This is a genomic window from Arthrobacter cryoconiti, from assembly GCF_020905375.1.
In the GTDB taxonomy this organism is placed as follows: Bacteria; Actinomycetota; Actinomycetes; order Actinomycetales; family Micrococcaceae; genus Specibacter; species Specibacter cryoconiti.
In genome coordinates this window covers 20301-45531 of the sequence record NZ_JAJJBU010000008.1, presented here as the reverse complement: position 1 = coordinate 45531, position 25231 = coordinate 20301, and the positions used below count along the sequence as shown (strand labels likewise).

The 25231-nt window shown below is 54.7% G+C and carries 27 protein-coding genes and 2 tRNA genes; 20 read left to right on the top strand and 9 right to left on the bottom strand.

Annotated elements, in window-relative coordinates:
- Positions 1–57: 57 nt before the first annotated feature.
- From LOH53_RS05570 to rpmH, 5 genes are read right to left on the bottom strand one after another with little or no spacing between them, the layout of a single operon-like run.
- Complete coding sequence (locus LOH53_RS05570; RefSeq protein WP_230066739.1) at positions 58–594, bottom strand: Jag family protein; 537 nt, start codon at positions 592–594, stop codon at positions 58–60.
- A complete protein-coding gene (yidC, locus tag LOH53_RS05565; RefSeq protein ID WP_230066738.1) occupies positions 594–1556 on the bottom strand; it encodes a membrane protein insertase YidC in 963 nt (320 codons plus the stop codon). The genes LOH53_RS05570 and yidC overlap by 1 nt, the downstream gene beginning before the upstream one ends.
- Positions 1557–1574: 18 nt before the next feature.
- On the bottom strand, positions 1575–1976 hold the full coding sequence (yidD, locus tag LOH53_RS05560; RefSeq protein WP_230066737.1) for a membrane protein insertion efficiency factor YidD: 402 nt from the start codon (positions 1974–1976) through the stop codon (positions 1575–1577).
- Positions 1951–2391: a ribonuclease P protein component gene (gene rnpA, locus LOH53_RS05555; RefSeq protein WP_230066736.1), complete on the bottom strand. Its 441-nt coding sequence runs from the start codon at positions 2389–2391 to the stop codon at positions 1951–1953. The genes yidD and rnpA overlap by 26 nt, the downstream gene beginning before the upstream one ends.
- Before the next feature lie 56 nt (positions 2392–2447).
- Positions 2448–2585 carry a 50S ribosomal protein L34 gene (rpmH, locus tag LOH53_RS05550; protein WP_062008104.1) on the bottom strand — a complete coding sequence of 46 codons (138 nt, stop codon included), beginning with the start codon at positions 2583–2585 and terminating at the stop codon, positions 2448–2450.
- A 551-nt stretch (positions 2586–3136) separates the two neighbouring features.
- Between rpmH and dnaA the strand changes: the two genes are divergently transcribed.
- The 12 genes from dnaA to LOH53_RS05490 all read left to right on the top strand — a co-directional run bounded on the left by dnaA (position 3137) and on the right by LOH53_RS05490 (position 16123).
- Positions 3137–4609, top strand: a complete 1473-nt coding sequence (dnaA, locus tag LOH53_RS05545; protein WP_230066735.1) for a chromosomal replication initiator protein DnaA — start codon at positions 3137–3139, stop codon at positions 4607–4609.
- Between the two features lie 436 nt (positions 4610–5045).
- Positions 5046–6170, top strand: coding sequence for a DNA polymerase III subunit beta (gene dnaN, locus LOH53_RS05540; RefSeq protein ID WP_230066734.1), 1125 nt, complete (start codon positions 5046–5048; stop codon positions 6168–6170).
- A gap of 45 nt (positions 6171–6215) precedes the next feature.
- On the top strand, positions 6216–7103 hold the full coding sequence (gene gnd / locus LOH53_RS05535) for a phosphogluconate dehydrogenase (NAD(+)-dependent, decarboxylating) (protein ID WP_230066733.1): 888 nt from the start codon (positions 6216–6218) through the stop codon (positions 7101–7103).
- A 26-nt stretch (positions 7104–7129) separates the two neighbouring features.
- Positions 7130–8419, top strand: coding sequence for a DNA replication/repair protein RecF (recF, locus tag LOH53_RS05530; RefSeq protein ID WP_230066732.1), 1290 nt, complete (start codon positions 7130–7132; stop codon positions 8417–8419).
- A gap of 52 nt (positions 8420–8471) precedes the next feature.
- Positions 8472–9002 (top strand): DUF721 domain-containing protein, encoded by a 531-nt coding sequence (locus LOH53_RS05525; protein ID WP_230066746.1) that lies wholly within the window; start codon positions 8472–8474, stop codon positions 9000–9002.
- A 334-nt stretch (positions 9003–9336) separates the two neighbouring features.
- Positions 9337–11403: a DNA topoisomerase (ATP-hydrolyzing) subunit B gene (gene gyrB / locus LOH53_RS05520; RefSeq protein ID WP_230066731.1), complete on the top strand. Its 2067-nt coding sequence runs from the start codon at positions 9337–9339 to the stop codon at positions 11401–11403.
- Between the two features lie 73 nt (positions 11404–11476).
- Positions 11477–14149: a DNA gyrase subunit A gene (gene gyrA, locus LOH53_RS05515; protein ID WP_230066730.1), complete on the top strand. Its 2673-nt coding sequence runs from the start codon at positions 11477–11479 to the stop codon at positions 14147–14149.
- Positions 14146–14670 carry a DUF3566 domain-containing protein gene (locus LOH53_RS05510; protein ID WP_230066729.1) on the top strand — a complete coding sequence of 175 codons (525 nt, stop codon included), beginning with the start codon at positions 14146–14148 and terminating at the stop codon, positions 14668–14670. Before gyrA ends, LOH53_RS05510 begins: the two co-directional genes overlap by 4 nt.
- Before the next feature lie 122 nt (positions 14671–14792).
- Positions 14793–14866: transfer RNA gene (locus tag LOH53_RS05505), tRNA-Ile, on the top strand.
- A 35-nt stretch (positions 14867–14901) separates the two neighbouring features.
- Positions 14902–15021 carry a DLW-39 family protein gene (locus tag LOH53_RS05500; RefSeq protein WP_230066728.1) on the top strand — a complete coding sequence of 40 codons (120 nt, stop codon included), beginning with the start codon at positions 14902–14904 and terminating at the stop codon, positions 15019–15021.
- Between the two features lie 15 nt (positions 15022–15036).
- Positions 15037–15112: transfer RNA gene (locus tag LOH53_RS05495), tRNA-Ala, on the top strand.
- Between the two features lie 135 nt (positions 15113–15247).
- Entirely contained in the window at positions 15248–16123 is an 876-nt protein-coding gene (locus LOH53_RS05490; RefSeq protein WP_230066727.1) for a DMT family transporter, read from the top strand.
- Positions 16124–16215: 92 nt separating this feature from the next.
- Here the strand turns inward: LOH53_RS05490 and LOH53_RS05485 are convergent, their stop codons facing one another.
- Positions 16216–17160 (bottom strand): hypothetical protein, encoded by a 945-nt coding sequence (locus LOH53_RS05485; protein WP_230066726.1) that lies wholly within the window; start codon positions 17158–17160, stop codon positions 16216–16218.
- A gap of 141 nt (positions 17161–17301) precedes the next feature.
- Here LOH53_RS05485 and LOH53_RS05480 point away from each other — a divergent pair, with 141 nt between their 5' ends.
- Both LOH53_RS05480 and LOH53_RS05475 read left to right on the top strand, forming a co-directional pair.
- Complete coding sequence (locus LOH53_RS05480) at positions 17302–17844, top strand: peptidylprolyl isomerase (RefSeq protein ID WP_230066725.1); 543 nt, start codon at positions 17302–17304, stop codon at positions 17842–17844.
- Between the two features lie 316 nt (positions 17845–18160).
- On the top strand, positions 18161–18793 hold the full coding sequence (locus tag LOH53_RS05475) for a rhomboid family intramembrane serine protease (protein WP_326832743.1): 633 nt from the start codon (positions 18161–18163) through the stop codon (positions 18791–18793).
- 11 nt (positions 18794–18804) lie between these two features.
- Here LOH53_RS05475 and LOH53_RS05470 read toward each other — a convergent pair whose 3' ends face one another.
- Entirely contained in the window at positions 18805–19356 is a 552-nt protein-coding gene (locus LOH53_RS05470) for a flavin reductase family protein (protein ID WP_230066723.1), read from the bottom strand.
- 468 nt (positions 19357–19824) lie between these two features.
- Here LOH53_RS05470 and LOH53_RS05465 point away from each other — a divergent pair, with 468 nt between their 5' ends.
- The 4 genes from LOH53_RS05465 (at position 19825) to LOH53_RS05450 (ending at position 21572) form a co-directional block, all read left to right on the top strand.
- Positions 19825–20532 (top strand): TnsA-like heteromeric transposase endonuclease subunit, encoded by a 708-nt coding sequence (locus tag LOH53_RS05465; protein ID WP_230066722.1) that lies wholly within the window; start codon positions 19825–19827, stop codon positions 20530–20532.
- Positions 20529–20702 carry a hypothetical protein gene (locus LOH53_RS05460; protein ID WP_230066721.1) on the top strand — a complete coding sequence of 58 codons (174 nt, stop codon included), beginning with the start codon at positions 20529–20531 and terminating at the stop codon, positions 20700–20702. The genes LOH53_RS05465 and LOH53_RS05460 overlap by 4 nt, the downstream gene beginning before the upstream one ends.
- 361 nt (positions 20703–21063) lie before the next feature.
- Entirely contained in the window at positions 21064–21315 is a 252-nt protein-coding gene (locus LOH53_RS05455) for a type II toxin-antitoxin system Phd/YefM family antitoxin (RefSeq protein ID WP_230066720.1), read from the top strand.
- Entirely contained in the window at positions 21312–21572 is a 261-nt protein-coding gene (locus tag LOH53_RS05450; protein WP_230066719.1) for a Txe/YoeB family addiction module toxin, read from the top strand. The genes LOH53_RS05455 and LOH53_RS05450 overlap by 4 nt, the downstream gene beginning before the upstream one ends.
- Positions 21573–21665: 93 nt before the next feature.
- On the opposite strand, the gene LOH53_RS05445 is transcribed toward LOH53_RS05450, so the two are convergent.
- Both LOH53_RS05445 and LOH53_RS05440 read right to left on the bottom strand, forming a co-directional pair.
- Entirely contained in the window at positions 21666–21968 is a 303-nt protein-coding gene (locus LOH53_RS05445) for a putative quinol monooxygenase (RefSeq protein WP_230066718.1), read from the bottom strand.
- Between the two features lie 96 nt (positions 21969–22064).
- Positions 22065–22637: a TetR/AcrR family transcriptional regulator gene (locus LOH53_RS05440; protein WP_230066717.1), complete on the bottom strand. Its 573-nt coding sequence runs from the start codon at positions 22635–22637 to the stop codon at positions 22065–22067.
- 108 nt (positions 22638–22745) lie between these two features.
- Between LOH53_RS05440 and LOH53_RS05435 the strand changes: the two genes are divergently transcribed.
- A complete protein-coding gene (locus LOH53_RS05435; protein WP_230066716.1) occupies positions 22746–23960 on the top strand; it encodes an FAD-dependent monooxygenase in 1215 nt (404 codons plus the stop codon).
- 549 nt (positions 23961–24509) lie between these two features.
- On the top strand, positions 24510–25211 hold the full coding sequence (locus LOH53_RS05430; RefSeq protein ID WP_230066715.1) for a TetR/AcrR family transcriptional regulator: 702 nt from the start codon (positions 24510–24512) through the stop codon (positions 25209–25211).
- Positions 25212–25231: the final 20 nt, after the last annotated feature.

The following is a 25231-nucleotide window of genomic DNA, read 5'->3' as shown; positions in this document are numbered from 1 at the left end:
GGTAGGTGACCGGGACCGGGAAATAATGAATAAAAAGTCGGTTGTATTAGCTAAGGCTCAATCTTGCTGGGCAGCCGTAACTACGATGTGCCGGCTGGAACCCTCTCCTTCGGACTCGGATTCCAATCCGAGCTCGGCGACGGCGTCGTGCACAATTTTACGTTCGTAAGCCCCCATGGCAGGTAGAGCGACAGCAGTAGAACCGCCCTCGATCTTCTCTGCGGCGCCCTTGGCAATGGCAACAAGCTCCACGTTGCGCTGATCACGGTACCCGGAGATATCCAACACCAGCCGCGAACGATTGCCGGTAGCCGAAAGCACACACAGCCGCGTCAGTTCCTGAAGAGCATCCAGAACTTCGCCTTCTGAACCTACTAAAGTCTTCAATGCATCTGTTTCCTCATCGGCGACGATGGAAATGTAGGTGCGTCCATTGCGGACTTCAATATCGATGTCACCATCAATGTCAGCAATGTCGAGCAGTTCCTCTAGGTAATCCGCCGCAATGTCGCCTTCTTCTTCGACACGACTGACACCAACCACGCCCTCTTCAACAACAGTGTCTTCGACGGCAATCTCTGTTTCAGCAGGCATTATCTCTTCTTCCTGTTCTTACGTTGTGGCTGGCTGCGCTGGCCTTTAAGCTCCGGGATCTCTTCCACCACTTCTTCGACCTTTTTCTTAGAAGCACCCAACAACGGCAAGCCCTTGGCTTCGCGACGTTTCTGATACTCCTTGTAGGCGGGTGACCCGGGTGTGGGCATCCTACGGATGACAAAGAACTGCTGTCCCATTGTCCAAATATTGGTAGTTGTCCAGTAAATCAAGACTCCGATGGGAAAGTTGACACCACCGATGCCGAAGACCAACGGCAATACATAAAGCATCATTTTCTGCTGCTTCATGAATGGACCCTGCATGGCCTCTTCGGACATGTTCTTGGTCATGATCTGCTTCTGAGTGATGAACTGCGAAGCAATCATGGCAATAATCATGATCAGTGAGAGCACCACGACCGCAACAGAAAGATCGCCACCCTGGAGTTGGGGAAGGAATGCAGCGGAAAGAGGGGCTCCAAAAATACTTGCCTGATCAAATTGCGCCACCTGCTCGTGGCTCATTCCACCAATGCCCTTGCTTTCAGCGTTTGCTTTCGCCACACCCGAGAGAACCCTGAAGAGGGAGAAGAAGAATGGCATTTGAATCAGCATGGGAAGACAAGCGGAGAACGGGTTAGTGCCGTGTTCCTTGTATAGGGCCATTTGTTCTTGTGCCATGGCCTGACGCGAGAGTTGGTCTGTCTTACCCTTGTACTTCGCCTGAAGCTTCTTCATATCCGGCTGGAGCGCCTGCATACCGCGCTGTGCCTTGATTTGCTTGACGAATACCGGGATCAGCGCACCCCGAATCACCAGCACAAGTCCGATGATGGACAGCGTCCACGTAACACCTGAGGCGGCCGGCAACCCAATGGCAGTCAGTCCGTCATGGAACAAGACCATGATCATAGACACGAGCCACTCGAAGGGCGTCAGAATCGTCTGGAGGAAATCCATATTTCTTTTCTATTCTCCTCAAGCCGCCGGGCGGCTTTGTGTCTCCGCCTGAGCAGCCAGAAAAAAATCCGGGTGATTCAGTTGGACAATGAAGGGGACCTTGGAAGGATCATCCCAGTTGACGTGCGCCGGGCTGGGTACCGGATCAAGACCGCCGGCATTCCATGGATGGCACCGTACGATCCGCTGGGCGGCATACCAACTACCCTTAAGGGCTCCATGGACGGTCACGGCCTCCAGAGCATATGCGGAACATGACGGAAAAAACCGGCACACCTGCCCATAGCTGGGTGAGATGAAACGCCGGTATAACTTCAGTACAAGTATCAGTAGATTGCGCGGAAGGTGCCACACGAAAGAGGCAACCTCGGCCGGCCAGCTGTCTGTCCGACCCCTAAGCCTGGCTCGGGTCACGGACATCATCTCCTTCAACTCGCTTTTCCCCGTCTGCTAGTGCTTTCGGGTCGTCATGATGGCGTATCACTGGCGGCTTTTGTCCCAAACGGGCAGCCCTTGCAAATGCACGTTGATAGTCATCAACAAGCTCGTCCCATGAGGCGTTCGTGGCTGCGGGCAATGCCCGAACCACGAGGTTCACACCTTCTGGAAAAAGACGAACAGTAGTGACAGCTATTTCTCGCAGTCTCCTTTTAACGAGATTGCGCGTCACAGCGTTCCCAACGGCCTTTGAAACGATGAAACCAATTTGAGTTGGTTCCTTCGGCGTCGTGAATTCCACATATAACACTACGTTCCGGCGTCCATTGCGGGCACCGGAACGTACAGTATGCGAGAAGTTGGCGGATGTCCGCATTCTATTTCTGGTGGCCAGCACCCTGCGATCAACTGCTACTTCTGTAAGGCTCGACGAATCGTCAAGCGATTAATGGTTTAGGCCGACAGCTCGATGCGACCCTTGCCACGGCGTGCTGCCAAAATGGCGCGGCCGGCGCGGGTGCGCATACGAAGGCGGAAGCCGTGCTTTTTGGCACGACGGCGGTTGTTCGGCTGAAAAGTCCGCTTGCTCACGGTAGTTACTCCAAGACAATCAAAGATGCGCCTTGCCCGAAGCTAAATGTAAGGGGAAGAACAGGCCGACGCTAAGTATATGGATGCCCACTTTTGCTTCTGGAAACCAGCAGCGTGCACAAATGCGCAAAGTGGACACATGGGACTTCACAACGTTAGGTCATCGCAGGGCTACCAGTCAAACGCCACCGCCGTTTCGCGCCACCTAAAATCAGGCTTTATGCCGGAATAAAACTTGTCGACCGTCTCCACCCTGTGCACTGTTAAGTGGATAACCCGTGGACAACCTGTTGACACACGTCAAAAGTCTGCTTGGATGTGAGATTTATCCACAAGCCGATTTCCTCGCTATCTTCTGAACAAATCATCCTTTAGGCTAGGCCCGTGGCAAGTTATCCACGGGTTGTGAATAAACCTGTGGATGACGGTGCGGTAGCATCGCCTCCTTCTATACAGCACTTCCACCGGACTGTAATCAATGTCACTTGGAAGGCACAAAATACGACTAGGCCGGACAGCGAGTCCACCCGGCAGTGAGGATGGGGCAGTCGATGAGCACTGAAGAAATCAATGATGTTGGAAGCTCCTGGCGCCGAGTTATCCGGATATTAGAACAAGATGAGCGCGTTTCCCCGCGCCAACGTGGCTTTGTTGTCCTCACCCAGCCACAGGGCTTAATTGGGAACACTTTGTTGGTGGCCGTTCCCAACGAATTGACTCGTGAGGTCCTCCAAAACCAGCTCAATACGGCACTTGTGGATGCCTTGCGTCAAGTCTTTCCAGAAGAGATCAGCTGCGCCTTCAGTGTCAATGCGGATTTAGTGCCGTCTATCACCGAGGAAGAATCTAAGCCGGAGCCAGCACCGTCGCGAGTCGAACGCCAAGACAGAACCGAACACCAGGACAGAATCGAACGCCAAGACAGAACCGATCGCCAAGACAGGGCATCCAGACCCTCTCCTATGCTGCCAAGCACTTCTCAAGAGTTTGGTCGTCTGAATCCAAAGTACGTATTCGACTCCTTTGTGATTGGTTCCTCTAACCGATTCGCCCACGCCGCCGCAGTTGCCGTCGCGGAAGCGCCGGCAAAGGCCTACAACCCGCTATTTATCTATGGCGATTCGGGTCTGGGTAAAACTCACCTACTTCATGCCATCGGTCACTATGCTCGGCGCCTCTACACAGGAATTCGCGTCCGCTACGTCAATTCTGAAGAGTTCACCAACGACTTCATCAACTCCATCCGAGACGACGAAGGCGCCAGTTTTAAGCAGCTCTACCGCAATGTAGACATTCTGCTCATCGATGACATTCAGTTCCTGGCCAACAAGGACGCCACGCAAGAGGAGTTCTTCCATACTTTCAATGCACTTCACAACCACAACAAGCAGGTAGTCATCACTTCGGACCTTCCTCCGAAGCGACTTCAGGGTTTTGAGGAACGCATGCGTTCTCGATTCGAGTGGGGTTTACTCACCGATGTTCAACCTCCGGAATTGGAAACTCGCATAGCTATCTTGCGTAAAAAGGCCATCGGTGAAGGCCTGTCTGCTCCGGACGACGCACTTGAGTACATCGCCTCCAAAATTTCCACCAATATCAGGGAACTCGAGGGGGCACTGATTCGAGTGACAGCCTTCGCCAGTCTGAATCGCCAACCAGTCGACGTTGGCCTGGCAGAGATGGTTTTGAAGGACCTGATCACTGACGACGGCGCTCAAGAGATTACCTCCACCGCGATCTTGGGCCAGACAGCTGCCTATTTCAACATCTCTTTGGAAGAACTCTGTAGCAAGTCCCGCACCAGGACATTGGTCACGGCCCGGCAGATCGCTATGTATCTGTGTCGTGAGCTAACAGATATGTCCCTTCCCAAGATCGGCCAAGAATTTGGTGGCAGGGACCACACCACGGTTATTCACGCTGACCGAAAGATCAGGGAACTTATGGCAGAGCGACGGGCCATCTACAACCAGGTCACCGAGCTAACCAACAAGATCAAGCAGCAGCAGCGGGAAGGCTAAACGCCAGGGTGGAAAAATTTTGAGAATTAACAGCTGTGGATAAAGCTGTGGACAGTTAAGTGCACAACCACCTCCTACCTGCGGATAACCCCCTACCTTCCTGTGGACGCAGTATTTTGTCGAAAAAGTTCTCCACCGGTCCACACAGGCAGCTACGGGACAGCCTCACATACTGTGCACAGGCAAGATCCCCGCAACCACGCGAACCAGCAGGGTTATCCACAGTATCCACAGGACTTATTAACACTACGAACACCAATAATTCTTCTTTTCAAAGAACATCTTCTGTTTCCCCATCACCGCCAGGCAAGACCCAAATGACAATGTCAGATCCAGCTAGCCAAAGAGCTAAGCTGTCTGGAAGCATGTAGTTTCAGATGGAAGCCTTCCTCAGGCACCACTGACAAATTTCTAAAATGAAAGGCGGCACCCTTCCGTGAAGTTCCGAGTCGAACGGGATGTTCTGACCGAAGCAGTCAGCTGGGCCGCACGTTCCTTGTCCCCCAGGCCACCCGTCCCGGTACTCTCAGGCCTACTGTTGAAAGCTGAGGCTGGCACACTTAGCTTGGCTAGCTTTGACTACGAGATATCAGCTCATCTCCATATTCCAGCTGACATCTCCGAAGAGGGAACCATTTTAGTATCTGGCCGCCTTCTTGCAGATATTTGCCGAAGTCTGCCCTCGGCACCTGTTGATGTTGAGACTGACGGCGCAAAAGTCACTTTGACTTGCAGAAGTAGCCGTTTCCATCTAGCAACCATGCCCGTCAATGATTATCCTGAGCTCCCGGCGCTTCCAGACGTCAGCGGAACTGTGGACGGCGAAGCATTTGCCCAAGCTGTCTCCCAAGTTATTATTGCCTCAAGCAAGGACGACACCTTACCCATTCTCACAGGCGTGAAAATGGAAATAGAGGGCGATCTGATTACCCTGTTGGCAACTGACCGCTACCGTCTAGCACTACGAGAAATACGCTGGAACCCAAGCAACCCGGACATATCAACCGGTGCACTGGTGAAAGCCAAGACCCTTAGTGAAGTTGCTAAAACACTGGGTGGGTCTGGGAGAATCAACATTGCACTGTCCCAGAACAGTGAACTCATTGGATTTGAAAGTGGTGGACGGCGGACCACATCCTTGCTAGTTGATGGAGATTACCCCAAGATTCGTTCTCTGTTCCCTGAGAACACACCCATCTATGCCACGGTTGAAACCCATGCTTTAGCCGAAGCTGTCCGCCGTGTTTCACTTGTTGCTGAAAGAAATACGCCAGTTCGACTCATGTTTACCGATGGTCAGTTGACCCTCGATGCAGGAACGGGTGAAGATGCACAAGCTTCAGAGAATCTTGAAGCTTCCCTGGTCGGGGACGACATAACAGTCGCTTTCAACCCGCACTATCTCAGTGAAGGACTCAACGCGTTTGATAGCAAATACGTTAGGTTCTCTTTCACTTCGGCTCCCAAACCTGCAATGTTGACAGCACAAGATGACATTGACGGCGACAATCGCGATGACTACCGATACTTGGTAATGCCTGTTAGGTTGCCCAACCAATAATTCCTGTTTTATTGCCTCCCCGCCACCTCAAGAAAAGGAAATGCCGTGCACATCGGACTTGTCGGACTTGGAAAAATGGGTTTCAACATGCGGGCGCGGTTGCGTGAAGCGGGAATTGAAGTCACTGGATTTGATCGAAATCCTGATGTTAGCGATGTGGCTTCGCTTCAAGCACTGGCGGAAGCAATTGATGCTCCTCGTCTGATCTGGGTGATGGTTCCCTCCGGGGACATTACCCACCAGGTCATTACTGAACTCTCAAGTCATATGGACAGTGGTGATCTTCTCATTGATGGTGGAAACTCCCGTTTCACCGAAGATCAAAAGCACGGTGCCATGTTAGCCGAGGAAGGTATCGGTTTCATGGATGTAGGTGTCTCCGGTGGTGTCTGGGGACTCAAAAATGGCTATGGGCTCATGGCCGGCGGATCATCTGAGAATGTGGCGTGGGCCATGCCAATTCTCGATGCTTTGCGGCCGGAGGGCGATCGTGCTGACAGTTTTGTCCATGTTGGGGATATTGGTGCCGGACATTACGCAAAGATGGTTCACAACGGCATCGAATATGGGCTCATGCAGGCCTATGCCGAAGGGTATGAGCTTCTCGCGAAAAAAGAAATCATCCAAGATCTTCCCGGGACGTTCCGAGCATGGCAAAAAGGAACCGTGGTTCGCTCATGGTTGTTAGACCTGATGGTCAAGGCCCTGGAGGAAGATCCGGGTCTGGAGTCCATCGACGATTACGTCGAAGATTCTGGGGAAGGACGCTGGACCGTAGAGGAAGCAATAGCCAACGCTGTGCCAGCCCCCGCCATTACGGCAGCACTCTTTGCCCGTTTCTCCTCGCGTGAAGACAATTCACCTGCCATGAAAATGGTCTCGGCACTACGCCACCAATTTGGTGGCCATGCCACTAAGCCTGCTGGTTCTTAGAGCGATTAGAAGAGCCGGCAGTACCTGTGTTTCTTGAACACCTTTCCCTTACAGATTTCCGCAGTTACGCCCAAGTTGATCTTGCACTCTCACGGGGAGTGACAGTTTTAGTTGGTTTTAACGGATTCGGAAAAACCAATTTGGTGGAAGCAATTGGATATTTATCCACCCTTTCCTCCCACCGTGTTAGCTCCGATGCCCCATTGCTGCGTATTGGGACTGAGCGGGCGTTGATCCGTGCACAATTGGTCCGTGGGGAGCAAAAAGTCATGGTTGAGGTGGAGATAAACTCTTCCCGGGCAAATAGAGCCCGAATTAATAGGGCCAACCCCATCCGTTCCCGTGAAGTACTTGGGATATGCCGCAGTGTTCTCTTTGCGCCGGAGGATCTTGCCCTCGTTAAGGGAGATCCCGCTAATCGACGTAGGTTCTTAGACGAGCTGCTGGTGGTTCTGCACCCCAAACATGCCAGAACGCGCATGGACTATGATCGGGTTCTTAAACAGCGCAATGCCTTGTTAAAGTCTGCTAAATCAGCTCATTATTCCCGTGCCGGGGTTGGGGCTGAGCAGCTTGCAACCCTTGATGTGTGGGATACACATTTGGCTGGATCTGCAGCAAAATTGTTAGCGGCCAGGCTTGAATTACTCAATAGTCTGCGCCCATATATGGCCCAGGCATACGCCCAGTTGACCGACGGATCCAAGTTACTTCAAGCGGATTATCGAAGTAGTCTTGAACCTTTGAATGATTTGGGAACGTACGACGCCGGAGCCTCCAACACTTCGAGCTCACCTGGTATTGAGGGAGAGTCAGAAGATCTCTCGCTCTGTGATGTTGATGAGTTAGCTCAACGATATGTCCTTGCACTGGCTCAAGCACGAAAGCGAGAGTTGGAGCGGGGCATGACCTTGGTAGGGCCGCATCGTGATGACGTTGAACTACTTTTGGGATCTTCCCCCGCACGAGGCTATGCATCCCATGGTGAATCGTGGTCGGTGGCACTTGCCCTGCGGTTGGCGTCATTTTATGTTCTTAGCGACGACACCCACATTGAGGGTAACCAGCCCATTCTGATCTTGGATGACGTGTTTGCTGAGCTTGATTCTTTGCGACGCCGTAAATTGGCTCTCATGGTTTCCACAGCGGAACAGGTTTTGGTCACGGCAGCCGTGGTGGGGGACATTCCCGAAGAACTCTCTGGTGCCCAGATACAAGTCATTCCTGGTGGCGTGATCGAGTCGGCGGCCCAGGAAGAAAGTAGTCAAGGCCAGGAACTTCTCATCAAGGAAAATGAGCTTTCCGATGGTAGCTAGTGGCATAACACCAGGTAGCCCCCAGCATGATGCAACGGGACGAAGCGACCGTTTGGCAGCAACAGCGGCTGACCATATAACAGAGGTGGATGCTCCTCAAGCAGCCCTGAACCACATGCGTACACTTGCGAAGAGTCGTGGTGAACTGCGTATCTCGCGCAGTCGCCTTGGTGAGAAAGTAACACCCAAAAATAAGAGGCTCCCGTTCTTAGATAGAACAGAAGGAGGACGGGATCCCCTGGGTTTAGGGAAGGTAGTCAGCCGGCTTGTGTCTGACCGCGGATGGAGTTCGCCTCTTGCCGTCGGTTCGGTTATGTCCCAATGGGGAACCTTGGTTGGTCCTGACATCGCAGCACACTGCCAACCTGAGAGCTTTGAGGTGACGACTTTACATGTCCGGTGTGATTCCACTAGCTGGGCGACACAGCTGCGACTACTTTCGCCGTCGCTCCTAGCCAAGTTTGATGCTGATCTAGGCGCAGGCGTCGTTACTAAAATTCTAGTCTTGGGCCCAGCCGCACCTAGCTGGAAAAAGGGCTTTCGCAGTGTTAAGGGACGTGGTCCACGGGACACATACGGATAAGGATCATTTTTGATGTGCGCAAAGTGTCAAAAGGCCTATCCAGCGATGTGTGGTCCGTTGGGCGTACTTCCCCTCGACATTCGATAGATTGTGGCATTCCAGGCCGCTTTTCTCGCGTTCTAGAGCACGTTTAGGCGGAGTTTCAAGCCTCCACAAGGTAGAATTATTTTAGGACCGCCTCTCCACGGCGCTGTAATGCCTTTCGTGATAGCCGTGAGAGCGGTATTCATCTGCCTTCCACCGGGTGAGCAAATGCACGCAACCACAAGCATCATGTGCATGCCCGGTAGTGGCAATCGAACGAACTATAAAGGGGTCGAACGCGCCTGTGACAATGAATAATCCGGAATCGGCAAGCCTTCCCGGGCAGAATCCGCTCACGGACGCGGTTGTGCCTGAAGTGATTGCACCGCACTATGACGCAAGTGACATCACTGTCCTTGAGGGTCTGGAAGCCGTGCGAAAGCGTCCAGGAATGTACATCGGCTCTACTGGCCCCAGAGGTCTTCACCATCTGGTCTACGAAGTAGTCGATAACTCAGTTGATGAGGCCCTAGCGGGCTATTGTGACCACATCGAAATTACGTTGACTGCCGATGGCGGAGTGTGTGTGGTGGACAATGGGCGCGGAATTCCCGTGGACATTCACCCAACCGAGGGTAAACCTACGGTAGAGGTAGTCATGACAATTCTGCACGCCGGCGGCAAGTTCGGTGGAAGTGGCTATGCGGTTTCCGGTGGGCTACATGGCGTCGGCATTTCAGTTGTGAATGCATTGTCCCGGCGTGTCGACACTGAAATCCGGCGCAAGGGGTTCGTCTGGCGCATGAGGTTTGCCGACGGCGGGAAGCCGCAAGGAACGTTGGTCAAGGGTGAGTCCACAACGGAAACCGGAACCACACAGACGTTCTATCCAGATCCGGAAATTTTTGAGAGCATTGAGTTCGATTTTGAGACGCTCCGTGCACGGTTCCAGCAGATGGCTTTCCTTAACAAAGGATTAAAAATCACGCTGACGGACGAGCGCGTACCGGAAACTGTGGACGAGGATCCTGAACTGGATGCGATTCCTGAGGGTAAGGATACTTCCACCGGTAAACGCGTAGTTGTTTACCAGTACCTCGATGGCTTGTTGGACTACGTCAAATACCTCAACTCTTCCAAAAAGTACGAGCCCGTACATGAGGACGTCATTGCGTTCGAGACCGAAGATACTGAACGTCACATGGCGGTGGAGCTTGCCCTCCAGTGGACCACGTCATTCTCTGAAAGTGTTCACACGTATGCGAACACCATCAATACCCATGAGGGTGGAACACACGAAGAGGGTTTCCGTGCGGCGATGACGTCCCTTATCAACCGCTATGCGCGTGAGAAGAACATCATCAAGGAAAAGGACGATAACCTCACCGGAGATGATATCCGTGAGGGTTTGACTGCAGTGATTTCCGTCAAACTGTCCGAACCACAATTCGAGGGTCAAACCAAAACAAAATTGGGAAACTCCGAGGTTAAGGGATTTGTTCAACGCGTCGTAACTGACGGTCTTGGTGACTGGCTCGAGCGCAACCCTGGTCCGGCCCGGGACGTAATTCGCAAGTCTATTCAGGCTTCACAAGCTCGAATGGCTGCACGAAAAGCCCGCGAAAACACGCGCCGGAAGGGACTGCTCGAATCAGGTGGCATGCCCGGCAAGCTCAAGGACTGCCAGTCCAAGGATCCCTCGCTATCAGAGATCTATATTGTGGAGGGCGACTCTGCTGGTGGTTCGGCAGTTCGCGGAAGGAACCCAACAACTCAGGCGATCTTGCCGCTGCGCGGAAAGATTCTTAACGTTGAGCGGGCACGTCTGGACAGGGCACTGGGTAACGCCGAAGTTCAAGCCATGATTACTGCCTTTGGTGCGGGAATCGGAGAAGATTTTGATGTTGAGAAGGCTCGTTATCACAAAATCGTCCTGATGGCCGATGCCGATGTTGATGGTCAGCACATCACCACTTTGTTGCTGACTCTATTATTTCGGTATATGCGTCCTTTGATTGAAAGTGGTTACGTTTATTTGGCGCAGCCCCCGCTCTACAGAATCAAGTGGTCCAACGCCCCACATGATTATGTGTACAGCGATAAAGAGCGCGATTCCGCGTTGGCTGCTGGTGCCGCAGCGGGACGACGAATTCCCAAGGATAACGGTATTCAGCGCTATAAGGGCCTGGGTGAGATGGACTACTCCGAACTGTGGGACACCACCATGGATCCAGCGCACCGTACCCTTCTTCAGGTCACCATGGATGACGCTGCTGAGGCTGATCAGACATTTTCCATCCTCATGGGTGAGGACGTAGAATCTCGCCGAAACTTTATTCAACAAAATGCCAAGGACGTCCGTTTCCTCGATATCTAGGCATCCGGGAACGCGGTTCCCTACCCTGAATATTACGGTAATAGCATATGTTTGGAATGGAATATAAATAATTATGAGTGACGAAACCCCCGAAAGCCCGGGTCAAGGCGACTCCACCGACATCGTTCTTGAAGGCGATGTTCTGCCAACGCATGACAAGATCGAAAAAATTGATCTTCAGGATGAGATGAAGCGGTCCTACCTGGACTACGCGATGGCAGTCATTGTGGGCCGCGCTCTCCCCGACGTCAGAGACGGACTGAAGCCCGTCCATCGCAGGGTTTTGTATGCCATGTTTGACGGTGGCTATCGCCCCGAGCGCTCCTTTAACAAGTGTGCGCGCGTCGTCGGTGAAGTTATGGGTCAATATCATCCGCATGGTGATTCGGCCATCTATGACGCTTTGGTGCGCCTAATCCAGGACTGGACCATGCGCTACCCTCTGGCGCTTGGACAGGGGAACTTTGGTTCTCCCGGGAATGACGGGGCTGCCGCTCCCCGGTATACGGAAACTAAAATGGCCCCGCTGGCCATGGAAATGGTCCGTGACATCGACGAGGAAACCGTCGATTTCCAAGACAACTACGACGGTAAGAACCAAGAACCAACCATCCTGCCGGCCCGTTTCCCGAACCTGTTGGTCAATGGGTCATCCGGTATCGCAGTGGGTATGGCCACCAACATTCCCCCTCACAATCTTCGCGAGGTAGCCGAGGGTGTGCAATGGTTTCTGGCGAATCCTGGGGTTAGCCGCGAGGAACTACTTGAAGCACTGATCATACGTATTAAGGGCCCTGACTTTCCCACAGGCGCCCAGATCCTAGGGCGCAAAGGCATCGAGGAAGCGTACCGCACTGGACGCGGATCCATTACGATGCGAGCAGTGGTCAACGTTGAGGAAATTCAGGGTCGCACTTGTTTGGTCGTCACCGAGTTGCCGTACCAAGCGAACCCGGATAATTTGGCTATCAAAATCGCCGAACTGGTCAAGGACGGCAAGATTGCTGGCATTGCCGATCTTCGGGATGAGACCTCTGGCCGAACAGGTCAAAGGCTTGTTGTGGTGCTTAAGCGCGACGCCGTTGCCAAGGTTGTGCTGAACAACCTCTACAAGCACACACAATTGCAAGAGAACTTCAGCGCCAACATGCTGGCAATCGTGGATGGGGTCCCGCGTACTCTTCCGTTGGATGCGTTCATCCGTCACTGGGTGACTCACCAGATGGACGTGATTGTCCGGCGCACACGTTTTCGTCTTCGGAAAGCCGAAGAGGAAGCTCACATCCAGCGGGCACTGCTGAAGGCACTGGATGCTTTGGATGAAGTCATCGCACTCATCCGTCGCTCCTCAACTTCGGAAGAGGCCCGCGATGGGTTGATGGCGCTGCTTGACATAGATGAGATTCAGGCCAAAGCCATTCTTGACATGCAGTTGCGCAAGCTGGCGGCTCTGGAACACCAAAAGATCCAGGATCGCAGCAACGTTCTTGAAACTATGATCACCGAGTTCAATAGGATTTTGGCTGACCCGGAAGTTCAGCGAGGAATCGTTAGCGATGAACTTGCTGATATCACCACACGGTATGGCGATGAGCGTCGCACGGAAATCATGATGGGCTACGACCCCAATATGAGCATGGAAGACCTTATCCCTGAAGAAGAAATGGTGGTCACCATTACTCGGGGTGGCTACGTAAAGCGCACACGCAGCGACAACTACCGTACGCAACACCGGGGTGGGAAGGGCGTTAAGGGTGCACAGTTGCGCGGCGACGACGTCGTCGAACACTTCTTCGTCACCACAACCCATCACTGGCTTCTGTTCTTTACTAATCTGGGACGTGTTTACCGAGCCAAAGCTTACGAACTTGTAGAGGCCGGCCGGGATGCGAAAGGGCAACACGTAGCCAATCTGCTGGCATTCCAGCCAGACGAGAAAATTGCGCAGGTCATGGAGCTCAAGGACTACCAGCAATCTCCATACCTGGTCTTGGCCACTCGCAACGGACTCGTAAAGAAGACGCGATTGGAAGACTACGACACCAACCGATCTGCCGGTGTCATTGCCATCAATCTGCGCGACGATGACGAACTGGTATCGGCACAATTGGTATCCGAAACAGACGACCTACTTTTGGTCTCACGCAAGGGTCAATCTATCCGTTTCACAGCGACGGATGCTGCTCTACGCCCCATGGGGAGGGCAACTTCCGGTGTCACCGGAATGAAGTTCCGTGATCGAGATGAACTTCTCTCAGCCTCCGTGGTGGATGAAGATTCCTACGTGTTCATCGTGACCGAAGGTGGTTATGCCAAGCGCACGGCCGTGGACGAGTATCGTCTGCAGGGTCGTGGTGGCTTAGGCATCAAGGTTGCCAAACTGGTAGAAGATCGCGGAGATCTCGTGGGTGCTCTCATTGTTCGTGAAGACGACGAGGTTCTGGTCGTCATGAGTGGCGGAAAGATCGTCCGTTCTAACGTTTCGGAGGTGCCAGCCAAGGGTCGTGACACCATGGGGGTCATCTTCGCAAAGCCGGATAAGAACGACAAAATCATCGAGGTTGCCCGCAATAGTGAACGCGGCCTAGACAATGACGAGCACGACGCTCCTGACAGCGAGGATGAAGTTACCGTCGAAGCAGTAGAGGCTGCGGTAACTCCCGTTGAGATATTATCTGAAGGAGAGCATCAGCTTGATGAAGTACCCTTAAGCGATCCTGACGCAACAAATGGAGGTACCGATTGAGCACGAATAACCCGAATCCGCGGCCCAAGACCGCCCCTAGGGTAAGTGCGCCAGCCCGTCCCGCGCAGCGGCCGCAGCAGCGACCTGCTCCGACGACGACGGCGGTTAAGCGTCCATCTCACCCGCCTTTGGTCAAGCCAGCACCCAAGGCGAAGGCTCGTCGTGCCCGGCTCTTGGTGAGCAAGGTTGAACCCTGGTCGGTGCTGAAGATGGCATTTCTGCTCTCCGTGGCATTAGGTATCATCACGGTGGTCGCCGCGATCGTGCTGTGGTCTGTGCTTGACGTCCTCGGGCTGTTCGACAAAATCAATGCGCTTATGACAGACATTCAAGGCAGTGAGGGTGGTGCTGCCTTCGATCTGAAAAAGTTCGCCTCCTTGGGTCAGGTAGCTTCCTACTCAACTATCATCGCCGTCGTCAATGTGGTCCTCCTGACAGCTCTCTCAATGCTCTCAGCGGTTCTTTACAACATCTCTGCCACTCTGGTTGGCGGCATTGGTGTGACCTTGACGGACGATTAGTTGGGAAGAATGCCTTTCTGAACTAGCCGAATTGGCGGGTCCAAGCCACTCGTGGACCCGCCGATTTGTGAGTTAGGGATTGTGTGGGGTAAAGTTTTGTCTCGGCCCAAGCGGGCTGATGAGGGCGCATAGCTCAGGCGGTTAGAGCGCTTCGCTGATAACGAAGAGGTCCCAGGTTCAAGTCCTGGTGCGCCCACGGAACCAATGGTTCTAAAATAGGGATGAGGTTTCGTGAAGAGATTACTGATAGTAGCCTCTGCACTTGGCGCAGCATTGTTCCTGAAAAAGAAATATGATGAATCCAAGGTTGTGAAAGCTACCTGGAGCAAGGCGACGGATACCGTCAAGTAGAATAAGTACCCTCATGGGGGCATGGCGCAATTGGTAGCGCACCTGCTTTGCAAGCAGGGGGTTCGGGGTTCGAGTCCCCGTGCCTCCACCATGAAAAACACCCCGGTCCACTGGACCGGGGTGTTTTTTTCAGTTGGGAGCCCTTTCCTAACCGTTCAGGGCTTTGACTCAGAACTTGGACGGCTCCGGTGACTCAACGAAGCGTTAGATCACCTACTGTTGACTAGTGATATTACTTTTAGCCGTCTTGGGTATTGTGGGTATTTCCGCATCAGGGCCCATTATGGTTGCCACGGCGGCTCCTGCGCTGACCATAGCATTTTGGCGTAATGCGCTTGGTGCGGTGGTCATGGGGATGCCCGCAGTGGTAGGCCAGCGGGATGCCATTAGGAGGCTGACCCGAAACGAGCTGAAGTATTCGGCGATAGCTGCCACAGCGTTAGCCCTACACTTTGCCGCATATGTCACCTCCGTAAAGTTGACCAGCGTGGCGGGGGCGACGGCCTTGGTGTGCCTGCAAGCCGCCTGGATCGCATTGTTCCAATGGTTTCGGGGACGGCGGCCACACAGGCTCATCGTGCTTGGACTCGGTGTTGCCCTGGTAGGCGTCCTAGTTATCACCGGATTTGACGTTGGCATCAGTACAGAAGCGCTGATAGGAGATGTTCTTGCCCTCGCGGGCGGAGTCCTGGCGGCTGTCTACACGTTGGCCGGGTCGAGGGCTCGCAAGAGCATGCCAACGAGTTTGTACTCGAGTATTTGCTACACAATTGCCTCGGTGATTCTATTTGTCATGTGCCTCGCTTTTGGGCAGCCGCTAGTTCAGCTCTCTCCTGATGTCTGGGTGGGAATTATTGCTGTAACTTTGACGGCGCAGATCATGGGGCACACCATTTTCAATCATCTACTGGCCACTATTTCGCCTTTGGTCGTCTCTATGATGATTCTTTTAGAAATCCCTGGTGCCGCTCTGTTGGCCGGATTCTTCTTGGGTGAGAGCCTACCTACTGGTACCTACGTGGGATTGGTTCTGATCCTGTTTGGTTTGGCCGTGGTGGTCCTGCACCAGGGGCGTGGGAGTTTTAGACGCCGGAGTAGCTGAGAACAAGCAGGCGTGGGACATTAGACGAAAAAGGAGGGTGTGGACAGCGGAAGTATTTTCCGCCATCCACACCCTCCCTCACTCGTTGGTGCTTACTTGTTCGGTGCCTTCGGCTTTGGGGTAGACCCCTTATCAGCGTCTGACTCTTCTTCCTTGACATCCTTGACATGCTTGGCAGCTTCGGTAGCAGCTCCTGTGTCCAGGACCTCAGCTTGGACTGAGGCAACCGTGTCGGAGGAAGCGCCGTCGTCCGCAGGAATCGGTGCTGGAACCGTATCTTCCTTGGCGGGCGTGTCCAGTGGGCTTTTCACGCCGTGGTTCGTAGGAACTGGTGCGGGAGTCTTCCAAGGGTCTGGTACAGGCTTGGAAGCCTTCCAGGCAGCGACACCGGCAGCTGAAGCAGCGACGAGAACGCCAACCACAATCCAGCCCTTATGGCTCTTCTTCTGGTTCCGTTTTAGTTCTGCAGACGCGGCTTTAGCGGCCCGCGTAGCTGATTTCTCGGCGTCCTTGGCAGCTTTTTTGATGGCTTTCTTACTGCCAGATAACTTGGACTTGACCACTGCAATCTGCTCAGATGATGTGGCTCCTTCCAAGGCGGCTCCAACCGCTTGCGCGGCATCCCCGAGTTTTTCGGAGAAGAACGGAAGATATTCGTCAACCACCTTGTCCTTGGCTGATGACAAAGCGGGAGTGGCTTTGTCCAAGGCGTCCTGCATGCGTGGGCCGGCACCGTCGACTGCGTCCGAAATTCGCGGCGCTAGTTTCTCCAATCCCTCCTGAATTCTAGGAGTGACCGCAGCTACGCCGTCGGCTGTGTAGTGGGCAGCTTTTCGAAAACCTTCTTGAACTCTAGGAGATGCATTCTCAATACCTCTCTCGATCCGTGGCGCTGCCCAATCCCAGGCAGCCTCCACACGCGGTGCGGTCCACTCTTTGGCGCTTTCCACACGTGGTGCTGCCCATTCACGGGCGTTGTCCACTCCGGTATTCAGCGACTCTTCCAGACCGTGGGTCAAGCGTTCTACTGTCTTCACGTTTTTTCCTCCAGATGTACACGACTTCAATGCCCAGCCTACGTTGCGATGTGTTCACGTGTCATCAATTGGCAGTTCGCCCGGCGCGGAATGTGAGGACTCGGAAGGAATATTGTCTCTGTAGCGTGGCAGAATGGCGCCATGACTGCTATCCCAACCGCAAAAGCAACTATCAGCACTAGCCTCGGGGATATCGTGGTGAACCTTTTTGGTAATCACGCGCCCAAGACCGTAGCCAACTTCGTCGGCCTTGCCACCGGTGAGATCGAATGGACACACCCCGGCAGCGGAGAAAAGTCCAACGCACCGCTGTACAACGGCACTATCTTCCACCGCATCATTAAAGACTTCATGATCCAGGCCGGAGATCCTCTAGGCCGAGGAGTTGGCGGACCCGGCTACCAATTCGACGACGAAATCAACCCTGATCTGAACTTCAATGAGCCGTACAAGCTGGCCATGGCCAACGCCGGTATCCAGGGTGGCCGCGGCACCAACGGTTCACAGTTCTTCATCACCACCATCCCCACCGGATGGCTGCAGGGTAAGCACACCATCTTCGGTGAGGTAATCGATGCGGATTCAAAGGCTGTAGTTGACGCCATCGAAGGCGTTTCCACCGGTCCTGGTGACAAACCACGCGAAGACGTCGTTATCAACTCCGTCACGATCGAGAAGCTCTAACTCCAATTAGCAATAGTTCTGGCCGGCCCAACCTCGGTTGAGTCGGCCAGAACATGTAATAGAACATCAGCCTAGGATCGCCTCCATGAGTTCTGCATACCCCGTTTCCGGCACCCCAGTGGGAGCACCTGTGTGTCCACGACATCCTGATCGCGTCTCCTATGTGAGTTGCCAACGGTGTGGGCGTCCCACATGCCCCGACTGCCAAAGAAGTGCCGCTGTCGGCATCCAGTGTGTGGACTGTGTGAAGGAAGCGGCAAGGACCGTCCCTGGCCGACGGACCATCTTCGGTGGTGTAGTTCGCACCGGTCGTCCAGTGATCACTATCACCATGATGGCCATATGTGTGGCGTTGTTCATCGTGGAATGGGCTATCCCTAACAGATTCATCTTCGAGAACTTTGCGTATGCGCCGTTCACGACGAAAACCGAGCCTTGGCGCATGGTGACGTCGGCCTTCTTGCATTCAACAAACATCACGCACATTGCTTTTAACATGTACGCTCTGTGGATTCTGGGGAACGCTTTGGAACCGGCCTTTGGACGGGTCCGGTTCTTGGCGGTGTACCTCATCAGTGCAATGGCAGGCTCTGTGGGCGTACTGCTGATTTCCCCCGTAGATACAGTTGTCGTCGGGGCATCGGGGGCCGTATTTGGCCTATTTGGCGCCTTATTCGTGGTGCAGAAAAAGCGTGGTGGAGACCTTCGTCAAATTATCGTGTTGCTGTTGATTAATGCAGCCCTTGGCTTTTTCATCCCCAACATCGCTTGGCAGGCGCACCTAGGCGGGCTGATTGCCGGAGCGCTCTGCACGCTCGCTATTGCCTATGCACCAGCTACAGCCAGACGTAACGTAATCCAGTGGGGTGCGATGGCCGCCGTCGTACTTCTTTTGGTAGGACTGACTCTCTACAAAGTTTCCACTTTCCCGGCTTATACCTTTTCTTAGACCTATCATGGCTAGGGCTTGAGCCGGCGGTAGTCGCCACCGTAGTGCAGCAGCGGGGATGTGTTCGGTGTCCATATGGACTCGCTGCCCATCCCTACGACGTTTCCCACGATGAGCAAGTGGGTTTCCTGCGGGTAGATGTTTGTGGTCGATGCCTCAAAATACGCTAAGGCACCACTGACGATGGCACATCCGGTGGCCCCACCGCGTTTGAACTTCACTTGGCTGAGCAGACCTTCAATTGGCGTGCCTGGGCTAGCAAGCCAATTCGCGTCACGCTTTTGATCTGCGGTGAGCAACGTCAGGGACCAGGTGCCCGATTCTGACACTGCCTGTGCGATCCGGGAGCCCTCGTAGAGGCTCACCAGGATCGTCGGAGGGTCGTAGGAGACCGATAGAAAAGCAGAGACGGTAGCAGCGTAGTCTCTGCCACGCCAGACCGTACTCACAATTCCAACTCCCGCTGCCTGTTCAGCGCTTAGACGTCGATATTCGTCTATTTGCTCTTGGGTGGGTGCCTGTGGGGAAACAGGCGAAAAATCAAGCGGTTCGGTCAATTCCATGCCTCAATGTTCCCACGTATCCACAGTTATCCACAGGACTGTCCACACATGGGCATAACTTACAGAGCTGTAGTTCGAACAAGTGAGGATTCGTCGAACGGACTGTTCTCCACAGGGTTACACACATTGGGTATAAGTTACACACATGTAATTCCACAGCTGTGGATTACTTCCACGCGGTAGTTTTCCCGTATTCGGGAGGAAAACCAGCCAAAGTTATCCACTCCTGTGGATAACTTTGTGAACAACTGCTGTTCGGTGGCCATTCGAAGACCACCTGTGGATAGTTCAAAGAAGTTGTCAACGTCCGTGGATAACTTTTGTAACTAAGGTTTTGACGGTCGGATTCCGTGGATAACTTTGGGGACAATCTGTGGACAACAGGAATCAGGGAACCCTTGAAGGTGTAGAAACTCAAACTATTTGTCACTTGTCCCAGTTTCACCACATGGGGCGGAGACTTGAGGTATGGCCGGTGTTCGGGGTCAAGACGTTAGGGTTCAGCACCTCTCATTCGACAGAAGCACGGTTAGCGCACGGCTCGAAGACGTTGATGTGGCTGCTGTCCTGCACGGGCTTCCCGTCAGAAAATCACCCACCTACAGGGGCCAGAGGATTTATCCTGGCTTGTTCTGGTCTGCGACCACCAGGTCCTTCTTGATCTATGAGAGTCTGCTGAAACTCGACTATCTGTGGACGGCAGACCTTCTTCCAACCGTTGATTGGATTGCCACGCAGCGGTTTGAGTTGTCTGGCCGTTTTGGTGGTAGGGACCATCGCCACGTTCCTGATGTCATGGTCCGCTCGAACCTTGGACGAATCCTCATCGTCGACGTGAAGCCGAAGTCGCGGCTCGACGATCCCGAAACGGCAGCAGTTTTTGATTCGCCCGGCGATGTTTGCAGCCAACACGGCTGGGACTATGAGGTGTGGTCAGGAACCTCGGAGACTGTCCTCCGGAATATCAAGCTGCTCGCCTGCGCGCGAGTGTCGACGCATTTCGATCGACAGACGGCCATGCGCGCCATCAACGAATGTATCGAGCCGCTGGTCTTTGCCGACCTTGTAAGGATGGTTCGCGCGGGTGTCGGCCTAAGATCAGCAAGTTCGATGACGTTGAACTGGCCGATCTGGTGCAGGGGTCCAATTGCCGCTCGGCGATCGCAACGTTGGTGAAACGGCAAAGCAGGTACACGACGCTGGTCCATCTGCCCAACGATCACGGTGTCGTCGCCGTCCGGGAGGGACTGGTGAGGACCATCAACGCGTTGCGGAAGCACCTGCGCAAGTCGCTGACCTGGGACCCGGGAACCGAGCTGACAATCACAAGAAAATCACCCTGGTAACACAAATGGACATCACTTCTACGAACTGCATTCGCCCTGGCAGCGTCGAACCAACGAGGATACCAACGGGCTCCTGGACTGGTCCCCGAAAGTTGGACGGTGTAATTAAACTCTATTTGATGGCTGTTGTGTTGGCACGGATTTGTCCGAGCATTCACCGAAGCGACCACTGGAAGTCGCCACCGAACTCAACGACCGGCAGCGCAAGGGTCTTGTGTCGATTCACCCGGGACAAGCCAAGGAACAGCTACTATCGCAACCAGAGTAACCCCCTGGTGCGACGACCGCCTGATTTCGCCGAACCTCTTGCGGGACATCAATCCTCACCGTACAATAAGTTGTACGTCAAGAAGGGAACATCATGCGCACAATGACTTACTCAGAGTCCCGGGCACATTACGCTGCGACGCTTTCCGCTGTGGTCGATGACCGCGAGGAAGTCATTATCACTCGCGCGGGTCACGAGCCAGTGGTCATCGTTTCGCTAGATGATTATGAGTCGTTGAAAGAAACCGCGTATCTGTTGAAATCCCCTACGAATGCCAGGCGACTCCTCGGTGCAATAGAGCGGCTCGAATCTGGTAAGGGCGTCGAGCACGACATCACAGAATGAAGTTGGTCTGGGACGAGTGCGCATGGGATGACTATGAGTGGTGGCAGACACAGGATCGTAAGGTCCTCAAACGCATCAACATCCTACTGCGGGATATCGCACGAAACGGAAATGAAGGCATCGGAAAGCCGGAACCCCTGAAGCACGGTTTTCATGGCTACTGGTCACGACGAATCACCGACGAACATCGCCTCGTTTACAAAATTGATATTGCTGAAATTCGCATTGCCGGATGCCGATATCACTACGGTCACTAATACATGGCGGCAGTCCCGCATGCGGAATGGTGAATGGGATGCCCGAGGAGTTCCGGCGGTGGATTGTTTAGCGCGCGGTTGGAGTGCCGTGTTTTAGTCTCGGAGTGGTGATCCGACAACATTGAAGCGAAATCCGCCAAAGGCGCCGGACAGAAGCGGCCGTGCGGCCGCTATAGCTGCTTGGACCTCTGGCAAAGTGAGAGAAGATTGATGCGCTTCGGCGCTCTCCCAGAGTTCCATCACAAATACCGTGTCGGGGTCGTCGTCGCTGACACCCACCTCATACGCCAGGCAACCGATCTGTTTGAGGGTGTCACTGCGCTTGGTCAGATGAGCGACCAGTTCATCTCGCTTGCCGGGGACAACACCGAGTGTTCCCGCGTTAGCAAATGTCATGGCACAACCCTACTCCGGGCAGAGAATTAAGCGCCGCCTGTAAGCGGAAGGGCTTGCGAGACGCCCGAGGTGCTGCAGGAATGTTGTCAGTTCGTTTTAGTGTTTCCATTGGGCAACCGCGAGCACGGCGTCGACGATCCGCTGCGTACCCGCATCAGGGTCCAGCGGCGCCCCGAACTGCGCCCAGAGGTAGGAAGGGGCGAGCACGAGGTCGACGAGCTGCGATCCGTCGAGCCGCCTCACTTCCGCGGCATCTAGCATCGCCTGAAACTGGCGAACACGTGGCTCCATGATGTCCCCGATTTCGACGGCGTCATTCGTCTGCGCGGCCGCGGCGAGGAGCGCCTGCAGCAAACTGCTCGTGCCAGTGCGCTGCAGAGTCGTGAGAAGGCGGTGCACGTACTCGGTGAGGTCTGCTCGTAGATCGCCGGTCGCCGGCACGGGCGATTCCTCAGTGACGCGTTCCACGGCAAAGTCGAGCACGATCGACTCGGCAGTCCGCCAACGCCGATAGAGGGTGGTTCGGTGCACACCGGACCGAGCAGCAACGGTGGCCATTGTAACCTCAGCCATAGGATCGGCGAGCAGCTCGCCGACGGCACGGTGAACGGCTTCTCGCGTGCGAGCAGTGCGGCCCGCGGGCCTATCTGTACCGGAGTGTTCTGGCATGGGTCTCATTCTATTGCATCAATTGTTGCACGCAATTGCATCATTTGTAGCGTTAAGATGTAGTGTCATAAATACAACTTTTGTAGCGTTAGCTAATCTGGAGAAAAAATGCCCAAGATTCTTATCGTCGGAGCCGGCATCGCCGGCGACACACTTGCCGTCCTGCTCGGCCGTGCCGGTTGGTCGGTCACTGTTGTCGAGATCGCACCAGCACTTCGCACTGGTGGCCAGACCGTGGACTTACGCGGCGGCTCGCGCGAGGTTCTCGATCGCCTTGGCCTGCTCGGTGCCGCACTCGATGTCCTCGTTCCGCAGCGCGGTATTGCCTGGATCGACGCGCGGGGGCGGCGACTCGCAGAAATGCCTGTTGACGCGTTCGGTGGCCAGGGGCTCGTGTCGGAGGAGGAACTGCTGCGCACCGACCTTGCGCGACTGCTCCACGGTGCCGCTGTGGACGCGGGCGTCCACTACACGTTTGCTGACACCGTCGACGAGTTACGCGACGTGGATGCGGGTGTGTCGGTGCGTTTCCGCTCCGGAAACACCGAGGCGTTCGACGTGGTCGTTGGTGCGGACGGAGCCCATTCCCATGTGCGGGCGCTGCGCTTTGGACCCGAAGCCGACTTCCGTCGCCCGCTCGGGCTCGCGCATGCCTGGTACACCCTGGCCGAAAAACCGTCCACACCATCGCTGAACGGCTGGGCCCTCGACCACAATGCCCCGGGTCGCCGTCTAGTCTCTGCCCGGCCAGGGCTCCCCGGTCACCAGCAGATCGGCCTGACATTCGCAGCCGACGAACTCCCGGCGCGTACTGACCACCAGGCCCGCATCGCACTGCTAGAACGGGAGTTCGCCGGAATGAGCTGGCGTACGCGCGAATTCCTCGACGCCGCTCGAACCGCACCTGACTTCGCCCTCGACACCTTCGACCAAGTACATATGCCAACTTGGTTCAACGGCCGCGTTGTGCTTCTCGGCGACGCCGCCTGGTGCGCGAGCCCGTTGAGCGGCCTCGGCACGGCGCTCGGCCTCCACGGAGCCGCCGCCCTTGCGGACGCTCTTGGCGACGGGTCCAGTCTCGGCAACGACCGCGCCCGGTCGGAAATTCTCGCGAACTACGAACAAACGATGCGTCCGCGCGTGGTCGCCGCCCAAAAGCTTATTCCCGGCCGAGTAGACATGATCGCGCCCAAGGGCAAAATCGGCATCCGGTTGAACGCGCTTATCATGCGCGTTGCTCAGTGGCGGATACTTCAGTTGTTGGTGGCGAAGGTGTCGGGAGGCCGCGGCCACACGACGGAACAGGGGCAGCTTGTGAAATAGTGAAAAAAGTCGGTGAACGTTTTTTTGGGGTTTTGACGGTGTCCGGGAACACTGCGCCAGGATCTTGGTTATGTATGACCTTTACGGAATACATCGAGGATATGTGGGGATCATTCAATGCGGCAGTAGGACTTGGCGTCGCTTTATCCCCGCTTGCTTCCTGGGCCGACGTACTATGGTCGTTCCCGAGGCGGAGGTCAGGTTTGACGGGTAGCCGATGCGTCGAGGGTGGCCTGCAGGTCGGCAGGCATGTCGATTGTCGCAGTGCCTGCATAAGCGCGTTCCCAGCGTCGTCAGCCTTCGTGAGTGAGATCTCAGTGAAGGCTCACTCACGTATCTGTCCGTTATTGATCAGTGCGTTGACGAGACCAACATTGCGTTTCGACCACATCGGACGGGTTCGTCGAGGCGTGAAGTGTTGGCAATAGGTAGCGTCATGGGAACCACCGCCCCGGAAGTTCTGGTTGGACCAGTCCGTCTGGTTTCTTTGAACGGAAACAATTTTGTGTCGAACTTGTTCTTTACGAACATGTTCGTTACGATCGAAATATGAGAAACGCAGTACAAAGCCGCAGAGACCGCCCGGCCAAGCCAGCCTTGTCTCGCAAGTGGATAATAGAAACCACGATCGAGATCATGCGCGCTGAGGGCTTGCAAAAGGCCACGATGCGCAGGGTGGCACAGGCGCTGGACACCGGTCCCGCATCCTTGTACGTTTATGTGGCCAACACGGCTGAGTTGCACGCCGCGGTCCTGGATGAACTGCTTGGTTCACTGCCCAGTTCCGATGGAGCTGGCTGGGCCGATCGAATCGAAGGGCTCCTGGGCAGCTATTCGGATATTTTGTTTACGTATCCCGGGCTCGCCAGATCTGCTCTCATTCTCCGGCCAACTGGGACCAACTCGATGTCCCTGTTCGACGCCGTACTGGGCCTTCTTTTAGAGGGAGGTGTCGAGCCAGCTCGCGCTGCATGGGGTGTGGACTTGCTAGTGCAGTTCGTGACTGCCAGTGCTGCCGAGCACAGCGCCCCAGCGCCGTCAGACGTTGTTGCCGTCACCGAACATGTCGATGCAAACAGCTTCGCAGGTGCAGTTCGCAACGCGTCTTCAGAAAATACTCCGCATTTATCCATGCACTTAGATGCAGTGCTTAGCGGCACTCCAGCACAACGTTCCAGTTGGGCCATCCGGGCACTCATCGCAGGCATCACTGCCACAGCTGTACCTTCCTCCACCAGCTATGAGTCCTAACCAATCGATCATTGAATTTC